We start from the raw sequence: 13,825 nt of genomic DNA, 5'->3' as shown, positions 1-13,825 counted from the left end.
ACCCGGCTGTGGTTGTTCGCGTTCGCCACCTGAGTCCTTCCCCGCCGCCCGTCCGTACTCCGTGTGAAGCAACACCCCATGTCCCGGCCGTTCGACCAGAAGAGGAACGAGACCTCCATGCCGTCTCTCTCCGTACCGCCACAGGCTCGTAGCATGCCGTCCGTCCTGGAACCCCTGCATGCGGAAGTACTGCGGCGCAGTCCCGGCGAACCCGAGTTCCAGCAGGCGCTCGGTGAGGTGCTGGAATCACTTGAACCAGTGCTGATCGCCCGCCCTGAGTTCCTGGAGGCCCGTCTGCTCGAGCGGATCGTCGAACCGGAACGTCAGATCATCTTCCGGGTGGCCTGGCAGGACGACTCAGGTGTCACGCGCGTCAACCGGGGATTCCGGGTCGAGTTCAACAGCGCGCTCGGCCCCTACAAGGGCGGACTCCGCTTCCACCCCTCGGTGAATCTGGGGATCGTGAAGTTCCTCGGCTTCGAGCAGATCTTCAAGAACGCGCTGACCGGCCTCGGTATCGGCGGTGGCAAGGGCGGCAGCGATTTCGACCCCCGCGGACGGTCGGACGCCGAAGTGATGCGGTTCTGCCAGTCGTTCATGACCGAACTGCACCGGCATCTCGGTGAGAACACCGATGTCCCGGCCGGGGACATCGGTGTGGGCGGCCGCGAGATCGGCTACCTCTTCGGCCAGTACCGCCGCATCACCAATCGCTGGGACTCGGGTGTCCTCACGGGCAAGGGCCTCGGATGGGGAGGGTCCCAGGTCAGGGCCGAGGCGACCGGGTACGGAAACGTCCTGTTCGCGGCCGAGATGCTGAAGAGGCGGGGCGAAGACCTGGAGGGCCGGCAGGTGACCGTCTCCGGGTCCGGCAATGTGGCCGTCCACTCGATCGAGAAGGCGCAGGCGCTCGGCGCCCACGTACTGACCGCGTCGGACTCCACCGGCTACGTGGTGGACGAGAAGGGCATCGACGTCGCGCTCCTCAAGCAGATCAAGGAGGTCGAACGCGGGCGTGTCAGCGACTACGCGGAGCGCCGCGGATCGTCGGCCAGGTACGTCCGCGGCGGCTGCGTCTGGGATGTCCCGGCCGACGTGGCCCTGCCTTCGGCGACGCAGAACGAACTCGACGCCGACGCCGCACTGACCCTCGTCCGCAACGGCGTGAAGGCCGTTTCCGAGGGAGCGAACATGCCCACCACCCCCGAGGCGGTTCGCATTCTTCAGGAGGCCGGCGTGTCATTCGGCCCGGGCAAGGCCGCCAACGCGGGAGGGGTGGCGACCAGTGCGCTCGAGATGCAGCAGAACGCCGTCCGGGACCACTGGGACTTCGACGAGGTCGAAGCACGGCTGGCCGGCATCATGCGGCGTATCCACGACATCACGTACGAGACCGCGGAACGCTACGGAGCCCCGGGCAACTACGTCGTCGGTGCCAACATCGCCGGTTTCGAGCGGGTGGCCGACGCGATGAGCGCGCAGGGCGTCATCTGATCGCCGTGGACCTGGAGATCAGCCGGAGCGGCACTGCGTTCGGTCACACCGACGCGGTGCCGGCCCGGGCCGGCGGCAGCGGGCGTTCGCGCCTCCCGGCGCACTGCGCTGCCGCCCGGCTGGGAAGAACTGCGCACAGCGGATCCGCGGAAGGGGCCGGCCAGGCCGCAGGCGAGGCCTGGCTGCGGGTCGAGTTCCCATGTTCTTCTGGCGATGCGCCCTGTCCGGATGCAACGGCATCCGGACAGGGCGCCGCAAGCGGGTGCTACTCGGGCATCAGGACGGTGTCGATGACGTAGACGTTGGCATTGGCGGTCTTCACGTTGCCGCAGACGACGCTCGCGCTGTCGTTGACCATGTAGGTCTCACCGGCGCCGGTGGTGGTCAGCTTGGTCTTCTCCAGGGTGTCGAAGGTGCCGTTCTCCAGCTGCTCGGGCTCGAGCTTCTGACCGACGACGTGGTACGTGAGGATCTTGGTCAGGGTGTCCTTGTCGGCGAGGACCTTCTCGAGGTCGGCCTTCGGGACCTTGGCGAAGGCGTCGTTGGTGGGGGCGAAGACCGAGATGTTCTGTGCGTTGTTCAGTGTGTCGACCAGGCCGGCCTGCTTGACCGCCGCGACCAGCGTGGACAGCGCGGGGTTGTTGGAGGCGGCAGTGGCGACGGGGTCCTTGGCCATGCCGTCGAAGGAGCCGGCGCCGTCCTTCGGGACCGATGCGCAGGCCGGGCCGAAGGGCTTGTCCGCGGTCGTGTTGTCGTCCATGGAGTCGTCGGACTGCCGTGAGTTGGAGCTGTCGTTGGTGGCAGCGGCCTGATCGGAGGCGGAGTCGCTTCCGGAGCCGGAACACGCGGTGAGCGAGAAGGGCAGGACGGCCGCCGCGGCGACGGCGATCGCGGTACGGCGGATCCGCAGGGTGCTGGACATGGCAGGTTTCTCCTTGTTGATGATTGAACTGTTTGGAGGGTGGCTTGGTGGGTGACACCGGCCCGCGTGTGGACGGGCGGGGCTATCCGGCGGTGACGAATACGCTGTGCCGGCCGCTTGCGCCGTCGGGGATGGTCCGCGTGCGCTGCTCGCTCTGCACCGTTCCGGTGCCGTCGGTCGCGCGGACGGTCAGCGTGTGGCCTCCTGGGGTGGTCCTCCAGGGGAAGGACCACTGCCGCCAGGTGTCGTTGGTGTTCTGGGCACCGAGGTCGGCGTCCTGCCAGGGCAGGTCGTCGACGCGCACCTCGACGCGGCTGATGCCGCGGTGTTGGGCCCAGGCCACGCCCGCGACCATCACCAGTCCGGCGGCGGGGCGGGCGAAGGGCTTGGGGGTGTCGATGCGGGCCTGGGTCCTGACCGGCGCCCTTCGGGCCCACTTCCGCCTGACCCAGTAGGGGTCGTAGGCGTCGAACGTGGTGAGTTCGATGTCCTCGATCCATTTGCATGCCGAGACATAGCCATAGAGGCCGGGAACGAGCATGCGAACGGGGAAGCCGTGGTCGAACGGCAGTGGTTCGCCGTTCATGCCGACCGCCAGCATCGCGTCACGGCCGTCCATGACGTCCTCGACCGGGGAGCCGAGTGTCATCCCGTCGACCGACCGGGCCACCAGCTGATCGCCACGGCCCCCCTCGGACGGGGGCCTCACCCCTGCCTCCCGCAACAGTGGGGCCAGAGGTACGCCGAGCCAGCGGGCGTTGCCGACGTACGGCCCGCCGACCTCGTTCGAGACGCACGTCAGGGTGATGTCCCGCTCGATCAGCGGTCGGTCGAGCAGATCTCGGAAGGTGTAGGTGCGAGGGCGGGTCACTCCTTTCCCGTGGATACGCAGCCTCCAGGTGCCGGCATCCACCTGGGGGACGACCAGGGCGGTGTCGACCCGGTAGAACACACGGTTCGGCGTGGTGAACGCGCTGATGCCGGGAACCTTCATCTGAGCCCCCGCCGGTACGGGGGGCGCGAGGGATGCCGGGACGGGGAGAGCGACGGCGTTGCGGGAGGCGACGGCGCTCCGGCCGCGGCGCACGGCCAGGGCACGACCCAAGGCGCCCGCACCGGTTGCGGCGACGGCGGTGACGGATGCCGCCACGAGGAACCCCCGCCGATTCCATTCCGCGCCGGCGCCGGCGCCCTCGTCACCGGCCGTGGACGGGGCAGGAGTGAGCGTTCCGGCCAGGAGGAACAGGACAGTGGCCCCGACGAGCGCCCCGGCCAGGGACGGCAGGGCGTCCACCGCGCCATCAGCGTCGGGACGGGTGAGCGCGGCTGCCGCACCGACCACACCGAAGACCAGCACGCCCGCTGCGCCGGCCCGCCGGTGCCGCAGAACGAGCAGGCCCAGAAGCACCGCGAGGAAGCCGAGGGCGGCCACGATCCCCAGCTGGAGCACCAGTTTGTCGTTCTCGCCGAAGGTACGGATGGCCCAGTCCTTGACCGGTGCCGGTGTGCGGTCGATGGCCGCACCGCCCACCGCGGTCACAGGGCCGGCCTGCGGCCGGGCCAGCGAGGCGACGAGCTCGGCCACCGCCAGAGCGGCGCAGCCGGACAGCAGACCGGTCACGGCGCCGAGTGCGCTGCGGGTGGGTGTCGTGCGGAAGTTGCTCACATCGGCACTTCGGCAGCCTCGGGAACACGGATTGGTCCGCCCACCGAACGGATGAAGATCGATTGTTGGGTTGACGATGGTGACCATGAACCGCACCGCGGAGTGCGGCAACTGTGGTCCGACGACCGCGGCACCATGCGTCCGGCCGGCCTCCTCCAGCGCGACGGCGCCGTCCTCATGCAAGGAGATCCGGCCAGGGCCGGGGCCGTCGCGCTGGCCCTCGAACCGGCGGGCGGCGCGCCCCGACCCACCACCGACCCGCTGCTGTTCCTCAACCCACCGGCCCGACGGGACTTGCCCCGCTGGACCGAGGTCGTCCTCCCAACGGCTCGAGGTGACCGTCCGGGCGCTCCGGGCCCCACTCTTTCGGTGAGGCTGCCGTGGCACGCGCCTGTTGCCTCCACCTCTCCGGCCACCGCCCACGGCACAGTGGAGACATGAAGGCGGACGACAGGAATCTTCTGGCCCGAGCACGCGTGGCGACCAGGCTTCCGGCACAGGACCTGGACCGGGCGCGGCGTTTCTACTACGAGCAGCTCGGTCTGGAGCCCGTCGATGAACGGCCCGGTGGGCTGCTGTACCGGTGCGCGGGCGCGGACTTCGTACTGTTCCGATCGACGGGAGCCTCTCCCGGCACCTTCACCCAGATGGCGTGGGAGGTCGACGACATCGAGAGGGTCGTGACGGAACTCGGACGGCGCGGCGTGGTGTTCGAAGAGGTCGACGTACCTGGGTTTCGAACGGTGGAGGGGATCGCCGAGATCGAAGGGAACTACCCGAGCAAGGGCGCACGAGGTGAACGCGGTGCCTGGTTCCGTGACAGCGAGGGGAACCTGCTGGGCGTCGGCGAACCGGTCGTCTGAGGAGAGCGCCCGATCGGGGCCTGGAGCCGCGGTTGCGTCCGGCCCCCCACCCCGCCGCGCGTTCTGCGATCCCGGAAGGTGTTCAGGCGGTCAGTTCGGTCTGGGCTGTCGATGTGGCGACAGGGTTGTGGCGGATGTACCACTCGGTGGCGAGCAGCTGCTCCTGGTGAGGTGCCGAGAGACCGGCGATCAGACCCGGTACGGCTCCCCGGTCCACTTCGGTTCGGTGAGCCAGTACCGCGGCGACCTTCTGCTCCAGCCAGGGGCGCACGTCGACAGTCGCCGTGATCCGCTCGTCCGGGACGCTGCGCAGCGCCTTGCCCGTCGGGGCCAGGAATCCACCCAGCGCCCGCGCAGCCGAGTCCGGGTGCGTGGCCAGATAGAGCGCGCCGGGCTGCCAGGGATCTCCGGCGCCCGGGTAGAGCCGGTCGAGCCCGGCGGCCTGGACCGCGAGCATGGTCACCCGGTGGGTGTGCACATGGTCCTGATGGCCGGTCAGGCCGCCGTAGGCGTCGTGGGTGACCACGATCTCGGGGCGGAGCTCGCGGATGTGCTCGACCAACCGTCGCACCGCCTCGTCGAGCGGAGCATCGCAGAACCGCTCGCTGCCCGGGGCGGACTGCGGTGCACGGGCGTCGGCGTATCCGAGCATCCGGGGCTTGTCGACGCCGAGGATCCGGAGCGCCTCCGCCAGCTCCGCAGCGCGCGGGGTGTCCTCGGCCCAGGTTGCCGTGACGACCGCGGTGCGAGCGCCCGCGGCCGCGTGACGGGCAAGCACTCCGCCCGCACACAGAGACTCGTCGTCCGGGTGCGCGAAGACTCCGAGCAGACTCGGCACGGGCATCGTGGATCACCCTCCAGGTGCGGGGAAGTCGGCCATGGTCCCACGCGACGGTCAGAACACCACCGACGGGCGTCGGCCGAGGCGGCGGAAGCCGCTCAGCGGGCCATGGTGCGCTCGACCGCCCCGGCGATGCCGAGCGGGCTGCTCCGAGGATTCGACCAGGAGAGCTCGAGGGCCCGCTCGCCGTGAGGCGTCGGCGACCGTGCGGTCCGCTGCGCGAGTACGGGCGCACGTCCGTCACGACGACGGGATCGTGGTGATGCCCAAGTCCCGCCGCATGGCGATCTGCATCACCATGATCACATCCCAACTCTTGATCAGGCCCGTGTGGAGTTCCTGCCATTGGTCCGGGCTTTGCGCGGTGTCCTCCCGGAAGCTGTCGATCTGCTTCTTGGCGTCCGCCAGAGCCACACGCACGGACTGACTCGGTTTCAGGACGGAGTCGGGGACGAGCATTTGGGCCTGGGCATAGGTGTCCAGGAACTCGTTCCGAGCGGCTTCCGTGGCGCCGTTCGCGTCCGGAGTGGTTCCGAGGCGCAGGGCGTGCAGATCCTCCATCATCCGTATGCGCCACCGGCGGGCGCTGGCGTTGAGGGCGACATAGGTGTCACGCCTGCGCTCGAGCTCCTGCTGGGCGTCCTCGTCACGTCGTCTGGCCGTCTCCGCGCGCTGCTGGAGCTCGAACTCCTGTAACCGGCCTCGCGCGCCGACCCAGGCTGTTGTGATCGGTGCCAGCAGTGTTCCCATCACGCCCACCGCGGCGACCAGTATCGTGACCATTCCCGTGCTCATGGTTCCCCCCAGGAAGCCTCACCCGGCGGCTGCCGGAAGCCGTTGTCGCGCGTCGGCGGCGCCGCTCCATACCACGCCTGCCTCCATAGTGGAGCCGTCGACCGGGTGACGACCAGCCCGCGACCGCCTTGGCGCTGCCTGAGGACGGCAGGGCCCCTCGACGCGGTCCCCGCTGTCCGGCCGGCGCTCAGGGGCGGGAGGCCGGACTCGCCGCCGTGGATGTGCTGCCGCGGTCGCGCTGCCCAGCGGTCATGCCAGGCGGACATTCATGATAAGAAATTGAGGCGGCAACTACTTGCATCCGGCAACTCTTGCCGCTCTATCAGCCCACTGCTTTTGCGTCTTCATGTGTCACAGGCCGAGAGAGATGGCCAGGCGTGTGAGTTCCGCCGTGCTGTTGATGTTGAGCTTGGCCCGGATGCGGCGGAGATAGGCGTCGACCGTGTGCTTGGAAAGCCCCATGTGGCGAGCCGTTTGCAGGTAGGTGCAACCGGCGGCGATATGTCGCAGGGTCTCCCGCTCGCGGGGAGCCAGTGCAGGGGTGGGGGCTTCGGTGTACGGCGTGGCGAGTGTGAGGCTCATGGGAATTTCCTCCGACGGATCGGCTCGGTCATCACTGCTCACACCCTCGGAAGCAGGGGACATATGCCTGAAAGCTGCCATTTGTCCGCTTTTGAAAAGTCTGTCCGGGCGACTTCATGACGGCGTCCGCCGGCTGTCACAGACGTGTCACAGGCCACATCCTCAGGCGCGTCGCAGTGCCGCGGTGCGATCGCGCGGAAGAGCCGTGCGGCAAGGAACCAGGTGACGCGCTTCGGCGCGGGACTTTGACTGAGTGCACCGCTTGGTCACTGAGTGTGATGGGCGGCCGGATCCCTGCACCGTGGCGGCGGGTGGAGGGGACGGAGGGCTGTGCCCGCACGTCAACCGCATCAAGACGCTCAAGCGCCGCAAGCAAGTACTCGTGCGTTGATCACCGGACGGGTGCGGTGAACTCGATGGCGACGGCATCGATGGCTGTGCAGGTGTGCTGTGCCGCCGTCCGACCAGGTCTACCGTTCGGGGGCCGCAGCGCCGACCGATGCGGGTAACGAGGTGATCATGAGGATCAAGGCGGTGCGAGGAAAGGGCAACATGCGCCCTGGGGGCGAGGCCACGGGCGTCCCGGACAACTTCGTCATCTTCACCAGCTGCCCGAAGTAGGAGAGGGAAGCAAGCATGGCGCAGCCACACCGGCACCTCGGTGTCGACATAGGGCTCAGCGGGCTGATCAAATGGATCCGCTACCCCTTGGTCAACAGCGAGGCCGCGGGACTGAAGGTCGTCGGGAGCGTCGCGGACCGGTTCGAAGGGGTGTTCGCCCACCAGCTTCTGCGGGACTGTCTCGTGCTCCTGGACTCACCTCTGTCCAGCCGGGACGTCGAGATCCTGTGGCTGGCGGGGACGTTCCGGGAATTCGACCTGGAACGCCTCGGGATCGACGGCCGGTTGTGGCTGCGCCGGATCGCTGACATCTGCACCGGCAGGATCCGGCGTGACGACCCCTCCTTCTCGCCCGTCACTGCCACACCTGTGGTGGACGAGGCGACGAAGGAGGCGGTCCGAGCCGAAGTGAGATCGGTCGGACCTGCCCTCGAGCAGGCGACGGCGCACCACTCCTACCACCCGCTCGCCGGTGTCGTCCCGGCCCTGGAACAGGCGGTGGACATCGACACGGATCTCGCCTTCCGGCTGTTGCTCAGGGCGGTGAAAGCGTACTCCGTACCGATCAGCGAGGTCCGTTACGAGCGCTATCTGGCGCTCGGGGACGAGCTCGGCCTCGGTGAGGACGTCGTCGACGACACGGATTTCAACGTCTGGACGGACTTGGTGGACTGATGGCGCGCTGATAGAGCAGCGACGTCTGATTCAGGACGGACAAACACGGGCGCCCCTCGCGAAGAGGGGCGCCCGTCGTCATAGCCCGGCGAAGGTGCCGCCCGCGTGGACGAGGTCGTCATGGTGCCCCTGTTCGCCGATGTGCCCGTGCTCCATGACCACGATGTGATCGGCGACTTAGGCGTTCTCGAGCCGGTGCGTGACCACGATCGTGGTGCGCTCCCTCGAGATCGTCCTGCACGGCCAGGGCTTGGCAGGTCCTGTGGATCGATGAGCTGACGCACAGCCACCACAAGCCGCCTGGCGGCGAATCCCCTGCGGGCAGCGTGCGAGGGCGGACGGAACCGCGTCCCGTTCTTGGTCCACCCTTCATCGCATAGATGCCTCACCCCTCTTGGTATTCCGCCGAAACACCTGAAAGCTGTGGCGGGCATGTCAACGGTCGTGTACCCCACACGCGGTCTCCAGGAGGACTTGGTGCAGCAGAGCGCAAGAATCCGCAGAACTTCGCTCATCCTCGCCGGCGCGTTCGCGCTGGTGCTCGCCGTTCCGAACACTGCCCTCGCCGCGCCGCTGGCCGCCCTGCCGGCCAACGCGGACGCGCTGGATCAGACGTTCCAGCCGGCCTACGACTACGACACCGACGGCTGTTACTCGACGCCGGCCATCGGTCCCGACGGCATCATCAACCCCGGTCTGAAGCCCACCGGGGCCCTCAACGGCAACTGCCGGGACGCGTCGGACCTCGTCAACACCAACGGGTACTCGCGCGCCAAGTGCAACAACGGCTGGTGCGCCATCATCTACGGGCTCTACTTCGAGAAGGACCAGGCCATTCCCGGCATCAGTCTCGGCGGGCACCGCCACGACTGGGAGCACGTCGTGGTCTGGGTGCAGAACAACCAGGCGAAGTACGTTGCCACCTCGGCCCACGGAGATTTCAACATCTACCCGCGTGACCAGATCCGCTGGGACGGCACACACCCGAAGGTCGTGTACCACAAGGACGGTGTGAGCACCCACTGCTTCCGACCCGCCAACTCCAACGACGAACCGCCGGAGAACCACCAGCACACCTGGCAGTTCCCCAAGCTCGTTGGCTGGAACGGCTACCCGGCGGGCCTGCGCGACAAGCTCAGCCAGGCCGACTTCGGCAGCGCCCACTTCGGGCTCAAGGACGGCAGCTTCACGAGCCACCTCGCCGAGGCCAAGCCGGCCGGCATCCCGTTCGACCCCAATGCGTGACCGGTAGCCGTGCTCAGTCGTTCCTCGGCGTGACGAGGGCAGCGGCCCTCGCGCCGCCGCGGGGATGACCATGAACCGGCCTGGCGACGACCGTCAGACCGAGCTTGCCCGTTCCGGTCACCGGTACCGCCCCGTACTCCGCTGCCTGGAGTGCGGGGTGCCGCTGACCGACGCGGAGCGACGGCGCCGGGGCCGTCTTGTCTCCGCGTCGGCGCCCAGCCGGTTGAGACGTCGAGCAGGACGCCATGCCGGGCATCGGCTGAGGCAGACGCGGCGCGTACGGGGTGGTCGACGCTCCAAGTCTGCTTCTCGGGCCATTGGTTCGGCCTACGGCTTGTCCCGCAGACCTGGATGGCCTGTAGATCTGTGGCCCGAAGACTCGTGGGAGGGCCGGATGACGGTGAGGTTCGTGTACCAGGCAGGTCGGCTCCGTCTTCGAGCCGGACGCGTGGACCTCGCCGTCCCTCGGGACGTTCTTGTGGCGGAGATAGGACAGTTCGTGACTGCCTTCCGCAAGGGCGTGGTGGGGATCGGCGTCGACCCCGGCTTGATACCGATCCCTGAGGCATGGCCCCGGCAGTGCTCCGTTCGGCGGATGATCTCGCCGGCTGTTCGGGGCGTCCGACGGGTCATCGGCCACACGGTACGCAACCGGACCTTGACCGGCCTCTGAGAAGGGCCGGCCGGTAACCGGGACGGGACAGGACGTGTCAGTCGGTGAAGGAACCGTGCCGTCCGGCCCCGGACGCGAAGCGCGCAGCACCCGAGAGGGTCTCGCCGGCCGACAGCGGCACCATGCCGTGCCGGAGCTCGGCGGCCAGCGCCTCGGGCTCGGCCAGCCCGTGCTGCTCCCGTACGGAGAGCCGGTCGTGGCGCAGGCACAGCTGCGGGAACGCGGCGATCTCCCGGGCGAGTTCCTCCGCCGCGTGCCGGGCTTGCCCCGGCGGTACGAGCCGGTTGGCGAGCCCGATCGCGTACGCTTCGGCGGCTGGGACCGGCCGGCCGGTCAGGATCAGGTCCATGGCGCGGCTCTCGCCGATCAGCCGCGGCAGCCGGACCGTGCCGCCATCGATCAGCGGTACCCCCCACCGGCGGCAGAACACCCCGAGGACCGCGTCCTCCTCGACCACGCGCAAATCGCACCACAGGGCCAGTTCCAGCCCGCCGGCCACGGCGTGGCCGGCGACTGCCGCGATGACCGGCTTGGTCAGGCGCAATCGGGTCGGCCCCATCGGGCCGTCGCCGTCGGGCTCCACGCGGTTGCCGCGTTCGGAGCCGACGGCCTTGAGGTCGGCGCCCGCGCAGAATGTCCCGCCCTCGCCCCACAGCACCGCGACCGAGGACTCGTCGTCCGCTTCGAACGCCCTGAAGGCGTCGGCCAGTTGCCGGGCAGTCGGCCCGTCCACGGCGTTGCGGGCGGCGAGCCGGGACAACACCACGGTGGTCACGGGCCCGGCACGCTCGACGCGGACGGCGGGGGCAGGGACGGTGTCCTGCTCCGCCACTGTTGCCGGGGCAGCCGAGGTGGCCGGGGTATCTGGGGTATCGGTCATGGCGGCATTCTCACGTGGCCGCAGTCCGACGACCAGACCGACGATCACGACGGCGATCCCCAGCCACACCGACAGCCCCGGCGTGTTCTCGCGGGCAGGCGCCCCCGGGGGCCGCCGCGGCGAGCAATGCGATCACCTCTGTGGTCGGCCTGTGAATCGGATGTCAGCGTTCTGACCAGGGGAGAAGCGGGCGGACTGTTCAGGAACAGGATGTGCCCGGCGTATCGACGGCTGATCGCCTCCGACCGTGACCGGATGAAGCGACGGCGGCGCGGTGTGCGCTGTTGATCGCCGCCTCGCCGCGTCGCCGCGTCGTTGGTGGCCATCGTGTCCGCCTGGCCTGGCCGCCCGGTGGTGGCCGCCCGGTGGTGGCCGATCCGGTCGGACCGAGGGTGCCTCTGTCCGGACGCATCACGCCGTACGTCCATCGGCGGCTTCGACGGCTTCGGCGGCTTCGGCGGACACCCCGCGGGGCCGAGCCCCGACCCGAAACCCCGGTCCGTGCAAGGGAAGGGCCTGCCACTCGCTGCCGGCGCGCTAACGGCTGCGCGTGACGCCTGTTGCCACCGCCGTAGGCAGCGCGTGCAGACTGCCGTGCGAGGCCGCGGCGTAGACGGTGCGGCCGCCGGGCGCGTGGGCGATGGCGAGGATCTGGCCGCCGAGGTCGAAGCTCTGCAGCGAGGCTCCGTCCGCGGCGTCCAGTAGATGGAGCCGGCCGTGCCAACCGCCCGCGTACACCGTGGTCCCGTCGGCGCACAGTGAGAAGAACTCCTCGCCCTCGGCGTATTGGGCACGCCAGATCTCCTCGCCGGTCTTGGCGCTGTGGCAGTGGACGGTTCCGGCCGTGTCGCCGACGATCACGGTGTCGAGGACGCGCACGGGCGGCGCGACGACCGCGGCCCCGAGCCGTGCCTCCCACAGCGTGGAGCCGTCGGCCGCGGCCAGGCACCGCAGGCCGCCGTCGCCGTCGGCCACCACGAGTCCGTCGTCCAGCGGCAGCGGAGCCGCGAGGACGGTGACGGGCAGCCGCACCGGCCCGTCCCAGCAGACACTCCCGTCCTCGTCGTCGACGGCGAGGAGTTCGCGGCCCTGCCCGGCAGAGAGATAGACCTGCCGGGCACCCGCCGCGACCGGTGCGGCCGGATCGTCGAGGTCGTCCGTGAGGGGCTCGGTGCGCCACCAGACGCGGCGGGTGACGGCGTCGAAATGATGGATCCGGCCCGTCCCGTCGCCGAGGAACACGCTCTGCCCACGCAGCAGCACCCGGGCGCCGGTGAGGCTGCCCGCGGGGACGGACCACCAGGGCGTACGGGCACGGGTGTCCCAGGACTCCAGCCGGCCTGCGGCGTCGCAGACGAGCAGCAGGCTTCCCTCCGCGCACAGTTGCACCGGGGCTTCGAAGTCCCGGTGGTGGGCCTCCTCCCGGCCCGTGTCCGCGTCCAGCCAGCGGACTCCGCCGCTGCCGTCGGCGGTGACGACCGTGCCCTGTCCGGTGGAGACGACGCGATGTGGCCATTCGCCGACATCGGCGCTCCAGCTGCGCCGCCCGGGACGGAACGGCACGGTCAGATCTGCGGCGTTGCCGGCACCGACGAGGAAGTCCCTCAACTCCGACCGGTAGTCGGCGAGCGTACGGGCGACGCCGTCCGGCAGTCGCAGGGTGCCCGGCTCGCCGAAGCTGTGGGCGACCTCCTCCAGCGTGGGCCGGTCGGCCGGGTCCTCCGCCAGACAGGCGCGGATCAGCCGGCCGGTACGGTCGTCCGGCAGGCCCGACAGATCCGGGGCGACGCCGGCCACGCGCCGCATCAGCATGGCGCGGGAGTCGGCGGCGCCGGTGTAGGGCGGGTGCCCGGTCAGCCCGTACAGGACGATGGCGCCGATGCCGAAGACGTCGGTCGCGCTGACCGTTCTCGACAGGCCCATGAGCTGCTCGGGCGGGCAGAAGTGCGGGTGCCCGATGACGGTGTCCAGAGTGACGGTGACCCGCTGGCCGCGGATGCGCGTCAGACCGAAGTCGATCACCCAGGGGCCGTCCTGGGTCAGCAGGACGTTTCCGGGGTGCAGATCGCGGTGCAGCAGGCCTTTGCTGTGGGCGGTGTTCAGGGTGTCGACGAGCTCGGCGGCCACGGCGTGCACCGTGTCGGGGGGAAGCGCCCCGCCGTGCGCCTCCAGGATCCGGGAGAGCGACAGACCGGGGATGAAGCGGGTCGCCAGGACCGGCTGCCGGCCGCCTCCGAAGTCGAAGACGAGGAGTTCCGGGATGCGAGCGCCCTTGCAGCGGTCGAGCGCCTTGCTCTCCTGGTGGAAGCGCTGCAAGTGCTGGGCGTCCTCGCTGAATTCGGACTTGAGGAGTTTCACGGCCCCGAGGGTGTCGAGGCCGCGTTCCTCCCCCACCGGTCTGCCGAGGTAGACCGTGCCGAACCCGCCCGTGCCCAGCCTGCCCAGCAGCCGGAACCCCGCGGCCTCTGACGGGTCGACGGCCGGGTCCAACGGCATCACCATGTCGGTTCCTCTCTTCGGGCGGGCTGTGGCGGGCTGTGGCGGGCTGTGGCGGGTGGTGCGCAGGGC

12 protein-coding genes are annotated in these 13,825 nt (G+C 69.6%); 5 read left to right on the top strand and 7 right to left on the bottom strand.

Annotated features, from left to right (window positions below; genetic code table 11):
• Window positions 1–153: 153 nt before the first annotated feature.
• Window positions 154–1,494 (top strand): NADP-specific glutamate dehydrogenase, encoded by a 1,341-nt coding sequence (gdhA, locus tag ACFU5O_RS30820; protein ID WP_384245459.1) that lies wholly within the window; start codon window positions 154–156, stop codon window positions 1,492–1,494.
• 265 nt (window positions 1,495–1,759) lie between these two features.
• Here gdhA and ACFU5O_RS30815 read toward each other — a convergent pair whose 3' ends face one another.
• Both ACFU5O_RS30815 and ACFU5O_RS30810 read right to left on the bottom strand, forming a co-directional pair.
• Window positions 1,760–2,416, bottom strand: a complete 657-nt coding sequence (locus ACFU5O_RS30815; RefSeq protein ID WP_384245458.1) for a fasciclin domain-containing protein — start codon at window positions 2,414–2,416, stop codon at window positions 1,760–1,762.
• 82 nt (window positions 2,417–2,498) lie between these two features.
• Window positions 2,499–4,169, bottom strand: a complete 1,671-nt coding sequence (locus ACFU5O_RS30810; RefSeq protein WP_384245457.1) for a molybdopterin-dependent oxidoreductase — start codon at window positions 4,167–4,169, stop codon at window positions 2,499–2,501.
• Between ACFU5O_RS30810 and ACFU5O_RS30805 the strand changes: the two genes are divergently transcribed.
• Both ACFU5O_RS30805 and ACFU5O_RS30800 read left to right on the top strand, forming a co-directional pair.
• A complete protein-coding gene (locus tag ACFU5O_RS30805; protein WP_384245455.1) occupies window positions 4,134–4,523 on the top strand; it encodes an anti-sigma factor domain-containing protein in 390 nt (129 codons plus the stop codon). The genes ACFU5O_RS30810 and ACFU5O_RS30805 overlap by 36 nt on opposite strands.
• Window positions 4,520–4,945, top strand: a complete 426-nt coding sequence (locus ACFU5O_RS30800) for a VOC family protein (protein ID WP_384245454.1) — start codon at window positions 4,520–4,522, stop codon at window positions 4,943–4,945. The genes ACFU5O_RS30805 and ACFU5O_RS30800 overlap by 4 nt, the downstream gene beginning before the upstream one ends.
• A gap of 82 nt (window positions 4,946–5,027) precedes the next feature.
• Here the strand turns inward: ACFU5O_RS30800 and ACFU5O_RS30795 are convergent, their stop codons facing one another.
• The 3 genes from ACFU5O_RS30795 to ACFU5O_RS30785 form a co-directional block, all read right to left on the bottom strand.
• A complete protein-coding gene (locus tag ACFU5O_RS30795) occupies window positions 5,028–5,789 on the bottom strand; it encodes a PIG-L deacetylase family protein (RefSeq protein WP_384245453.1) in 762 nt (253 codons plus the stop codon).
• Between the two features lie 237 nt (window positions 5,790–6,026).
• Complete coding sequence (locus tag ACFU5O_RS30790) at window positions 6,027–6,581, bottom strand: hypothetical protein (protein ID WP_384245451.1); 555 nt, start codon at window positions 6,579–6,581, stop codon at window positions 6,027–6,029.
• A gap of 351 nt (window positions 6,582–6,932) precedes the next feature.
• Window positions 6,933–7,163 (bottom strand): response regulator transcription factor, encoded by a 231-nt coding sequence (locus ACFU5O_RS30785; protein ID WP_384245450.1) that lies wholly within the window; start codon window positions 7,161–7,163, stop codon window positions 6,933–6,935.
• Window positions 7,164–7,799: 636 nt separating this feature from the next.
• Between ACFU5O_RS30785 and ACFU5O_RS30780 the strand changes: the two genes are divergently transcribed.
• Together ACFU5O_RS30780 and ACFU5O_RS30775 are read left to right on the top strand one after the other, a co-directional pair.
• On the top strand, window positions 7,800–8,459 hold the full coding sequence (locus ACFU5O_RS30780; protein WP_384245449.1) for a hypothetical protein: 660 nt from the start codon (window positions 7,800–7,802) through the stop codon (window positions 8,457–8,459).
• A 477-nt stretch (window positions 8,460–8,936) separates the two neighbouring features.
• A complete protein-coding gene (locus tag ACFU5O_RS30775; protein WP_384245448.1) occupies window positions 8,937–9,704 on the top strand; it encodes an NPP1 family protein in 768 nt (255 codons plus the stop codon).
• Between the two features lie 710 nt (window positions 9,705–10,414).
• Here ACFU5O_RS30775 and ACFU5O_RS30770 read toward each other — a convergent pair.
• Together ACFU5O_RS30770 and ACFU5O_RS30765 are read right to left on the bottom strand one after the other, a co-directional pair.
• Window positions 10,415–11,257, bottom strand: coding sequence for a crotonase/enoyl-CoA hydratase family protein (locus tag ACFU5O_RS30770; RefSeq protein WP_384245447.1), 843 nt, complete (start codon window positions 11,255–11,257; stop codon window positions 10,415–10,417).
• Window positions 11,258–11,794: 537 nt separating this feature from the next.
• Window positions 11,795–13,759 (bottom strand): PQQ-binding-like beta-propeller repeat protein, encoded by a 1,965-nt coding sequence (locus ACFU5O_RS30765; RefSeq protein WP_384245446.1) that lies wholly within the window; start codon window positions 13,757–13,759, stop codon window positions 11,795–11,797.
• Window positions 13,760–13,825 lie beyond the last annotated feature (66 nt).

This window comes from Streptomyces sp. NPDC057445, assembly GCF_042802855.1.
Lineage (GTDB): Bacteria > Actinomycetota > Actinomycetes > Streptomycetales > Streptomycetaceae > Streptomyces.
Note: the sequence above shows the minus strand (reverse complement) of the source record. Positions and strands in the feature narration are given on the sequence as shown.